This window comes from Mesorhizobium sp. M0195, from assembly GCF_040322115.1.
Classification (GTDB): domain Bacteria; phylum Pseudomonadota; class Alphaproteobacteria; order Rhizobiales; family Rhizobiaceae; genus Mesorhizobium.
Genome location: NZ_JAMYSV010000050.1, coordinates 1 through 8683 on the forward strand (window position 1 = coordinate 1; position 8683 = coordinate 8683).

General features: G+C 58.8%; 9 protein-coding genes and 1 pseudogene. 7 read left to right on the forward strand and 3 right to left on the reverse strand.

Going from position 1 to position 8683, the window contains the following annotated elements:
- The 6 genes from NKJ12_RS31485 to NKJ12_RS31510 form a co-directional block, all read left to right on the forward strand.
- The coding region (locus tag NKJ12_RS31485; protein WP_352707589.1) for a hydroxymethylpyrimidine/phosphomethylpyrimidine kinase at nucleotides 1-577 on the forward strand (577 nt) is incomplete at its 5' end.
- Between the two features lie 627 nt (nucleotides 578-1204).
- A complete protein-coding gene (locus NKJ12_RS31490; RefSeq protein WP_352707603.1) occupies nucleotides 1205-1468 on the forward strand; it encodes a hypothetical protein in 264 nt (87 codons plus the stop codon).
- Nucleotides 1407-1673: a sterol desaturase family protein gene (locus NKJ12_RS31495; protein WP_352707601.1), complete on the forward strand. Its 267-nt coding sequence runs from the start codon at nucleotides 1407-1409 to the stop codon at nucleotides 1671-1673. The genes NKJ12_RS31490 and NKJ12_RS31495 overlap by 62 nt, the downstream gene beginning before the upstream one ends.
- Nucleotides 1674-2008: 335 nt before the next feature.
- On the forward strand, nucleotides 2009-3541 hold the full coding sequence (locus NKJ12_RS31500) for a Fic family protein (protein WP_352707591.1): 1533 nt from the start codon (nucleotides 2009-2011) through the stop codon (nucleotides 3539-3541).
- A gap of 15 nt (nucleotides 3542-3556) precedes the next feature.
- The gene (locus NKJ12_RS31505) at nucleotides 3557-3871 is read left to right on the forward strand and encodes a hypothetical protein (protein WP_352707593.1); all 315 of its coding nucleotides are present in this window, start codon (nucleotides 3557-3559) and stop codon (nucleotides 3869-3871) included.
- A gap of 151 nt (nucleotides 3872-4022) precedes the next feature.
- Entirely contained in the window at nucleotides 4023-4847 is an 825-nt protein-coding gene (locus NKJ12_RS31510; protein WP_352707594.1) for a hypothetical protein, read from the forward strand.
- Between the two features lie 342 nt (nucleotides 4848-5189).
- Here NKJ12_RS31510 and ltrA read toward each other — a convergent pair whose 3' ends face one another.
- Together ltrA and NKJ12_RS31520 are read right to left on the reverse strand one after the other, a co-directional pair.
- On the reverse strand, nucleotides 5190-6263 hold the full coding sequence (ltrA, locus tag NKJ12_RS31515) for a group II intron reverse transcriptase/maturase (RefSeq protein WP_352707596.1): 1074 nt from the start codon (nucleotides 6261-6263) through the stop codon (nucleotides 5190-5192).
- Between the two features lie 535 nt (nucleotides 6264-6798).
- Nucleotides 6799-6960, reverse strand: coding sequence for a hypothetical protein (locus tag NKJ12_RS31520; protein ID WP_167391251.1), 162 nt, complete (start codon nucleotides 6958-6960; stop codon nucleotides 6799-6801).
- On the opposite strand from NKJ12_RS31520, the pseudogene NKJ12_RS31525 reads away from it, so the two are divergent.
- A pseudogene (locus NKJ12_RS31525) lies at nucleotides 6947-7859 on the forward strand (IS256 family transposase); the annotation flags it as partial. The gene NKJ12_RS31520 and the pseudogene NKJ12_RS31525 overlap by 14 nt on opposite strands.
- Before the next feature lie 531 nt (nucleotides 7860-8390).
- On the opposite strand, the gene NKJ12_RS31530 reads toward NKJ12_RS31525, so the two are convergent.
- On the reverse strand, nucleotides 8391-8609 hold the full coding sequence (locus NKJ12_RS31530) for a hypothetical protein (RefSeq protein WP_352707599.1): 219 nt from the start codon (nucleotides 8607-8609) through the stop codon (nucleotides 8391-8393).
- Nucleotides 8610-8683: the final 74 nt, after the last annotated feature.

Consider the following 8683-nt stretch of genomic DNA (forward strand, 5'->3'; position numbering starts at 1 on the left):
TCTCGTGGCCGATCAGATGCGCGCTGCGCTGCAGGCCAACAATGTGACGGCCATCAAGATCGGCATGCTCGCAACCGCTGAGATCGTGGCTGGCGTTGCCGGCGTGCTGCGCGAAAATCCGCGGATACCGGCAGTCCTCGATCCGGTGCTGGCTTCCACGTCAGGCCGAGCGCTTCTTGAAGCAAGCGCTATCCCCATGATGAAGCAGGATCTGATGCCACTTTGCCGAATCGTCACACCCAATCTCATCGAACTGGCGCTTCTTGCCAGCTCAGAGCTGGCGGTGGATGAGGTCGGCGCGCTTCAACAAGGACAACAACTGCTCGCCGCCGGGGTTCAGGCCCTGCTGATCAAAGGCGGCCATGCCTCAGGACCTCGCTCAACGGATGTTCTCGTTTGTCCCAACCAAGAACCCGTGCGCCTCGATAATCGTCGGCTGGCAAGAACGATGCGCGGCACCGGCTGTGCCCTGGCCAGCGCGATAGCCGCGTATCTGGCGATCGGGGGATCGATTGAGAAAGCTGTGCGCCAGGCCAAGCTTCTGGTGTTCGAAAAGATTTGGAAACACCCCATATGAGAATCGGGCTCGCGATAGGCGGCCCCATTTTATCGCCGACGATTTCAGCCAACGGAGGGTCATGTTCGCTGGCCGGTGCTTATGACAAAAGCATCTGATCCTGACCGCTTTTGTGGCTCTGGTTTCGTCGATGGGTGAATGATCTTCGGTTCAGCAGACGATTAGCAGCGGGAGCGAGGCACCGCCAATCGCGTGGAATCTAGGATCATATTGCGCGAGCAAGAATTCCGTTGGCGGCGATTATCACCAAGGGGATCTTGGCGTCGGCGACTGTGCACACCTGACTAAATCTAGTTTGCGCCGATCATAGCCACAAAACATCAAAAAATAAGAGCGAGTAAATTTTAGTAGACAGCTCACAACTCGAAGCAACGTTATCGTAGCCGCCGGCGCGCACACTGGTGCATAGTTGGTCGCCTCGCGCAAGCCACCTCATCTGCTGGACTCCTCCACCATTTGGGACCCAGATGGGTCATATCCAAACAACTAATTTTATCAATCTACCAGGATGCCCGCATAGCGGTGCCGGCAGAATGCTCACCGTTTGGATCGTACTTCGGTTAGCCTTGTCAACGCGAGCCCATTTGCTGGGCGAGACAAGGGCCGCGCGAAGGAAGGAGCAAACAAATGCAGATTCTCGACGTTAATCAGATGGTCCAGTACTACCTAACATCGCTTGAGCTGGTTGTGATCTTCGCTACCGTTTGCGCGGCGCTGGAGCTAACCTTTCCGGCTTTTCGATACAGTTTTGCCTCAAATGTTCGTGGCGTGCGGTATTGGATATTGGCTCGGATGGGGTACATTTATCTGGCATCTCTACGCTGCGAGCTTGGGCTGGTTAGGAATAAAGCCGCTCGTAACGATCAATTTCGGTGCGTTTCTTCACTCTGACAACGCAGTCATTAACACTGGATTCGCCGTCATTTCAGGGGTCTTAGTCGCGATTGCCGGCGACTTCTTTTACTACTGGATACACCGCGCTCAGCATGCTGTTCCATTCCTCTGGCGCATGCACGCTACTCACCACTCGATCCGCGAATTGACGGCATGGACAGCGCTTGTATCACCCACTCAAGCTGATCCATTTCGAATCTAGCGTAGTGCCCGCTGTTGCCATGACACTGATTACCTTTCAGGGACATCTTTCACACTCTAGCACCCGCATCAATCTTGGGCCGCTTCTGTACGCTGGCGGCGTTCCTCGGGGCCTGCGGGGGAGCTGGGTCTCGGCCCATCCGGGTAACGATCCTTCGCGCAGACGAGCTATGGAAACGATCAAAAGTGTGATTTCACTGGGTCCCGATTATCGCATAAAAAACTTGTTATCGCACAACTTAAAAAACTTGCAACCCCACAGCATCATTGACTTGTCGCCTATCAGCACTATATACTTGTAATCGCACAGCTCTAAAAACTTGCAAAGGCACGGCCATGGCCAAGCCCCATGAAAAACTCGCTGAATCACTGGCCGTCCTCAAAGAGCTGCAGGAGGGTGGGCGGCGCATATTCAAGTCAGATGAGCTGACCCGCCTCCACCGGGAGCGGCTGCTGCAGAACGGGTTCCTGCGCGATGTTATCAAAGGCTGGCTCATGTCGACCGGCCCGCAGGCACAGCAGCAAGACACCACCTCCTGGTACGCGAGCTTCTGGGAGTTCTGCTCCCTTTACTGCAATGACCGGTTCGGCAAGGACTGGTTCCTGTCACCGGAGCAGTCGCTGCTTCTGCACGCGGAAGCGCCCACTATTCCGCCTCAGGTGGTGGTGAATACCCCCAAAGGCACGAATAACAAAATCGACCTGCTGTTCGGCACTTCGCTCTATGACCTCAAGGTCAAGGAGATGCCGGCCGAACTGACAGAGAAAAACGGCCAGCGCGTGTTCACTGTCGAGGCCGCCCTTACCCGGGTGCCGGAAGCGTTCTTCCAGCGCGCCCCTATCGAGATGCAGATCGCCATGGCGTCGGTGCGCGACGTATCAACCGTTCTGGCCCTGCTGCTTGATGGCGGCCATTCCGCCGTGGCGGGACGGCTTGCGGGGGCCTTCCGTCGCGTAGGACGCGACTCCTTTGCCGATGAAATCGTGGCCGCCTTCAAAGCCGCCGGCTATGACGTGCGCGAATCCGATCCGTTCGCGGGACAAATTGGAGTGACAACCATTGCGGCGGGCGTACCGCCGTTGGTCGCCCGCCTGCGCGCGATCTGGCAATCGCAGCGCGAAGCCATCATCGAGATATTCCCGAAGGCACCCGGACTGCCGTCCGACAAAGACGCCTATATGAAGTTCGTCGAGGATATCTACGAAAGCGACGCCTACCATTCGCTGTCGATAGAAGGGTACAGCGTCACCCCGGAACTCATCGACCGGGTGCGCGAGAGGAGCTGGAATCCGGAGATTGATGAAGAGGACCGCAAGAACCGGGATGCGCTTGCCGCGCGTGGCTACTACCTCGCATTCCAGAAGGTCAAAGACTCTGTTGCCGCGATCATCAACGGCCAGCCAGCCGGCGCGTTGACGCGGGACACTCACCGGGAGTGGTACCGAGAGCTGTTCGCGCCGTCAGTGACCGCCGGCATCCTCAAAGCCAGCGCGCTTGCGGGATATCGCAATCACCCTGTGTACCTGCGCGGCTCGCAGCACGTGCCGCCGCGTACCGAAGCGGTGGCCGATGGTATGAATGAGCTGTTCGACCTGCTGGAGGCGGAGAAGGAGGCCTCCGTGCGTGCCGTGCTGGGGCATTGGCTTGTGGGCTATGTGCACCCCTATCCGGACGGCAACGGACGAATGGCGCGGTTCCTCATGAACGCGATGCTGGCTTCAGGCGGTTACCCCTGGACAGTCGTCAGAGTCGATGACCGGAAGGCCTACCTCGCAGGGCTGGAGGAGGCGAGCGGCAATATGAATGTGAAAACGTTCGCCGCCTTTCTCGCCGAACGGGTGAAGTGGTCTATGGAGAAGGCGGCGTGAGGTCGGTGGTGTGCCATGTTTAACTTGCTTGTCTCGGGCCACGGCGAGTGGTGGGAAACGCCGCCGTTCACGTCAACCATTGACCGGTTCAAGGAATATAGCGGCGCCGAGGCCGAGGCTATCGACCTCGCGCGCCCTGAAACATTGCGCCGGCTGGAGGAAATCCCGGCGCTGTTGATGTACGAAGTCGGGGCGGGAGGCCCGCACGCGCGCGTGGTCGGCACGGCCGCATACGCAATATCGTTCGGCGCGGACACGAACTGGCCTTCACCTTCGAGCCCGATCCGGAACATGCCTTTCTCGAACGGAAGCTTCCCATTCCCATTCTAGCAGCCAGAAGAGTGGGTGAGCTTTTGAAATATCTATCCGAGGAATCGATAAGCTCAGACTATTGCAAGTATACATAGTTTTTTCTGTTATAGGGTCTGCTCGGCTGCAGACAAAGAGCCCCGGATAAACTTCAGCACGAAAGCAGAATTGAATGAAGGTGGGCTACACGGAGTTCTCATTTGGGTATGCCTTCACCGAAAACCTTATCCGGTCATCGTCAGCCGCACCTGTAGGCGCGCCGGTCTTTCCAAACCTCTTACAGGAAGGGCATTCTGGCTTTGACATCCGCATCAATTTCCCAGGGGTTCCGCTGTTTTTCCAGTACAAGCTTCCGGAGCTGATGAAGCGAGGAACTGCCTTTGAGATTGCGAGCGGACATTGTCCCGGTTTGTCGATACCATTTTTTCGGATTGCGATGATGCGCAGGGATGTGTCGCGTCAGCATGAACTGCTTCTTCGGCTTGAGGCGCGCTATCCGTCAAACGTCTTCTATGCGGCTCCTTGTATTGCAAACATCAGCGATTTCGACCGCTCTTATAATGGAGCAACCGTAGCACGGCAGTCCATTTTCCTCTCACCAGGGGAAATTGGGCCCTTGCCAGACGACAAAGCGCACAGCCTTGCCTATAAACCTGGACTGGCAACTGGATATTTTTGCTCGAAACCCAAGCCCACCAAAGTTCAAACATTTGATGATCTCGCTGCGCTCTTTAAGGAGCAGTTCGCCGAGAAGCGTTTTGCGGAAGTCCGCGAAGCGGCGCGTGAGATGCGCGAAAACGTACTTGAGCTTGCTTCGCCATCAATGCGGCAAGCCGAACAGCTCATTGCTGAACGGGTCGGCGCAAGACGCATTCAGATTCTAGACGGCGCAGCCAGACCGCCCGAGGAAGAGCGCGCAGTCACTGACATTCTCGTAGCGCGGGAAATTGCGCGTGTCGATCTTGGCGTCGACCTGCTGGTGGCCCAACCACGCTAACGACATCATACCTAGCTGATTAGCCCAGCTTTTGTCTAGGCCACATTACGTAGCAATTGCAATGGTATAAAAAGTTCCCAGTTTCATCCTGTCGGGCGCGCCCGAGAGGACGAAACCAAAACTCGTATGTCTTTGTACCATGCAATTCATGGCAGCGTACGGAGGCCGATCAGAGAGGCGACGCTCACAATGTCGTTCGGTGGAGTAAGCAGGACAAGGTTGGAACCAGAGGAGTCAGTCCAGTCCTGGTCGCGGTCGAGTAGCTCAGCCATTCGGCTTTTGCCCTCACAGATCCGGGCGGGCGGATTTCCCGCACCCGGCTCTTCCCGAGGGTAACCCGCGTCATATCCGTGCCTGCGCCCAAGTTCGAGTGATGCGCGGAGTTGGCAGGGGGAAGCGCGCCGTCAGGGTCTCGAACTCCGACCAGGCCATGCGCCGGCTTTTCTGGCTGCGCCGTCTCAGACACCGTAGCCATATCCGGCGCATTTGCCGATGGAATCCGTTGAGCGCTGGATAGTTGTGCGGCCTGCCGTAGTAGCCGTAGTGTCCACGCAGAACGGCGGCGAACCACCTGTGCTGCGCAGCCATTGGCGCGTGCATGAGCCGCCAGGCATCCTGGCGCAGCGCCGTCAGCTTGCGCGTCAGGCGTTTCCCTTCCGTCTTGTGCTTCACGATGAACCGGCCATCCCGGGTCCGCCCGCAGTAGTGGGTGAAGCCCAGAAAGGCGAAGGTCTCGGGTCGCCGCTCGCCACGCCGCTGTCGTGAGAGGGCCGCGAACCGCCCAAACTCGATCAACCGCGTCTTGTCCTCGTGGAGTGTCAGGCCAAAGCCGGCCAGCCGCGCCTTGAGGGCCAACAGCATCTCCTCTGCATCGGCCTTCTTCTCAAAGCCCATGACGAAGTCGTCAGCGTAACGCACGATCACAACGCGACCGTGTGCATGGCGACGACGCCATTGGTGGACCCAGAGATCGAGGATGTAGTGCAGGAAGATATTGGCGAGGAGCGGACTGATGCCCGCCCCTTGCGGGGTACCCCTGTCCGTCTCTTGCTTCTCGCCGCTCTCAAGGACGCCAGCCCGCAACCACAGCCCAATGAGCCGTAGGATACGAGGATCAGCGATCCTGTGCGCCACCATTCGCAGCAGCCACTCGTGGTCGACCGAGTCGAAGAAGCTGCGAATGTCGGCATCGAGCACCCAGTTCACACGCTGGCTCATGATCGCTGTATGCAGGGCATCAAGCGCCATGTGGGGGCTCCGCCCCGGCCGGAAGCCATAGGAGAATCCCAGGAAGTCGACCTCGTAGACAGCACTCAGCACCTCGGCCACCGCGCTTTGGACGATCTTGTCTTCCAGCGCCGGCACCCCGAGAGGCCGTTTACCGCCATCGGCTTTGGGAATGTAGACCCGCCGCACCGGCTGTGGCCGGTAGCGATCGGTGTGGACCCGTTCGCAGAGATCCTCTGTGTCCGGACCTTGGCCTCCTCGCGCAGGCTCCCCTCAGGCTGGTCCCTTCCCTCCACTCGCCTCGTTTCCTTCGACGGCTTCACCGGTACTATGAACCAGTCCGACTCCCGACCTCAGCTCGAACGGCAGCTCTGGCAGTACCTTGCTGCTGTCCCCCGCTGGAGACCAATCCAGCGGACCCGGTCGGGCCTCTCATGTTCCGATGATTACCTTCCATGCGTGATCCGGCCATCGACCCCGACGGAGCGGCATCGCCTCGCGTAACCACGATGCTCATATTGCCTTCGTGACTAGGGAACACACTCGGCCTCCGCGAACATCCACCTTTCGAGGCTCATTCCCGCACCCCGCATGGCTCCTGTCTACACTTCAGACCCCGCGTTGCCGCGACGCCCGCAAGACTCGGTCCCGGCTTGCCCGCTACGGCTTTGGCCGGATGGGACTTGCACCCACAAGCAATCATCAGCTTGGCATGACGTACTCCCTACAGGTGGTGTAGCTCGGCGGTAGCGAAGCCGCTCGCGAGCGCGCCCTCGATAGCGCTGTAGCGAGCGAGCGGCTTTGCGGTGGTCATCGACAGTTCGCCGGTAAGGTCGGGTTGCTGACACCAACCTGATTCGAAGGAACCATCGATGACCGACGACATGATGAACCTGCGCGCGCTCGTGGAGAAGACCCGGAAGCCGATATCTTGCGCGAGATGATTGGCTTTGCCGCCGAGCGGCTGATGGAGCTGGAGGTTGGCGCCGCCACCGGCGCCGCCTATGGCGAGAAGAACCCGTTGCGCACGGCCCAGCGCAACGGCTATCGCGAGCGCGACTGGGAGACGCGGGCCGGCACCGTCGAGCTGCGCATCCCCAAGCTCAGGAAGGGCTCCTATTTCCCCGGTTTCCTAGAACCGCGCCGCATGGCCGAGAAGGCGCTGACCGCCGTCATCCAGGAAGCCTATGTGCAAGGCATCTCGACCCGCTCGGTCGACGACCTGGTCAAGACCATGGGCATGAGCGGCATCTCCAAAAGCCAGGTCAGCCGGCTGTGCGAAGAGATCGACGGCAAGGTCAAAGCGTTCCTTGAAAGACCCATCGAGGGCGACTGGCCATATCTGTGGATCGACGCCACCTACCTGAAGGTGCGCCGCGGCGGCCGCATCGTCTCGGTCGCCGTCATCATCGCTGTCGGCGTCACCGCGGACGGCCGGCGCGAGGTGCTGGGCATGGAGGTCGGCACGTCTGAGGCCGAGCCGATCTGGACGGAGTTCTTGCGCAAGCTGACCCGCCGCGGCCTGCGCGGCGTCAAGCTCGTCGTCTCCGATGCCCATGAAGGCATCAAGGCGGCCGTCACCAAGGTGCTGTGCGCGACATGGCAGAGGTGCCGCGTCCACTTTATGAGGAACGTGCTGGCCCATGCCGGCAAGAGCGGGCGCCGCGTCGTCTCCGCTTCATCGCCACCGCCTTCGCCCAGGAAACGCCCGAGGCCGCAAGCACGCAATGGCGCGCCGTCGCCGACCAGATCCGGCCGAAGGTGCCGAAGCTGGCGACAAGCATGACGCTGGAAACCATCAGCCAAATGAGCGATGATCCGCTGATCAGCCTGCCAGCCGTGGCACGCTGATCAGCCCGGTCCCATGCCGGAGAGCGCGGCGACCAAGCCGTCAGCTACACCACTCCCTTTGACACGATCTTATCGACTCGAACTGCCGCCGAACTCCGTGCCGAAAAGGCATCGCGAAGCCGACGGTGAACCATGGTTGCTCCGCGTCGCGCAGCAACTTGGAACCGCGAGCGCAACTGTCGGGAAGGCTGCGCGTTCAGCGCGTGATTATCGACCATCGCGTTCGCCAAAATGACGGCGTCGCACCGAGCGGTGCCGCCGCATGATGTCTCAACGTCGGGGCTCACAGCAAACAAAGCTGTCGCCATTGAACGAAACTGTCGCGAAGCGAACAGACGAACCATAGCCGAAACGTTTGCCGTTCGTGCTTGGGTTGATCCGCAAGCAAAAAAGCAAGGAAGCGCGAACCAAGGTCCGCCGGCACACTTGAGCTTCGAGCCGCAGCTGGGTCGTCAGAATGGCACGTCATATGCAATAGAAGCCTTTGTGACGGCCCCGCCCACAACTAGCGGAGATGACGGCGATGATTTGTACAGAAATGTTGAATGCCGTCATTTCTGAGATAATTATATTTGTAACTACAATTGCATACTTGTAAAAATAATACCCAATCATACGCAATTTCTCTTGAATATCTGGCACGACGAGCGCATCAAAACCGCTCAAATTCAATTCAATGCGCATCGTTATCGACTGTTTCCTTAGCAAAAATTCATTCACTGACGTCCATTCCTTTTACTCTTTGAACGGAGATCAAC

Coding starts and splice junctions, on each gene's coding strand:
- NKJ12_RS31510 (WP_352707594.1), top strand. CDS start 4,023: ATGAAGGTGGGCTACACGGAGTTCTCATTTGGGTATGCCTTCACCGAA.
- NKJ12_RS31505 (WP_352707593.1), top strand. CDS start 3,557: ATGTTTAACTTGCTTGTCTCGGGCCACGGCGAGTGGTGGGAAACGCCG.
- NKJ12_RS31490 (WP_352707603.1), top strand. CDS start 1,205: ATGCAGATTCTCGACGTTAATCAGATGGTCCAGTACTACCTAACATCG.
- NKJ12_RS31520 (WP_167391251.1), bottom strand. CDS start 6,960: ATGTCGTCGGTCATCGATGGTTCCTTCGAATCAGGTTGGTGTCAGCAA.
- NKJ12_RS31500 (WP_352707591.1), top strand. CDS start 2,009: ATGGCCAAGCCCCATGAAAAACTCGCTGAATCACTGGCCGTCCTCAAA.
- NKJ12_RS31530 (WP_352707599.1), bottom strand. CDS start 8,609: ATGCGCATTGAATTGAATTTGAGCGGTTTTGATGCGCTCGTCGTGCCA.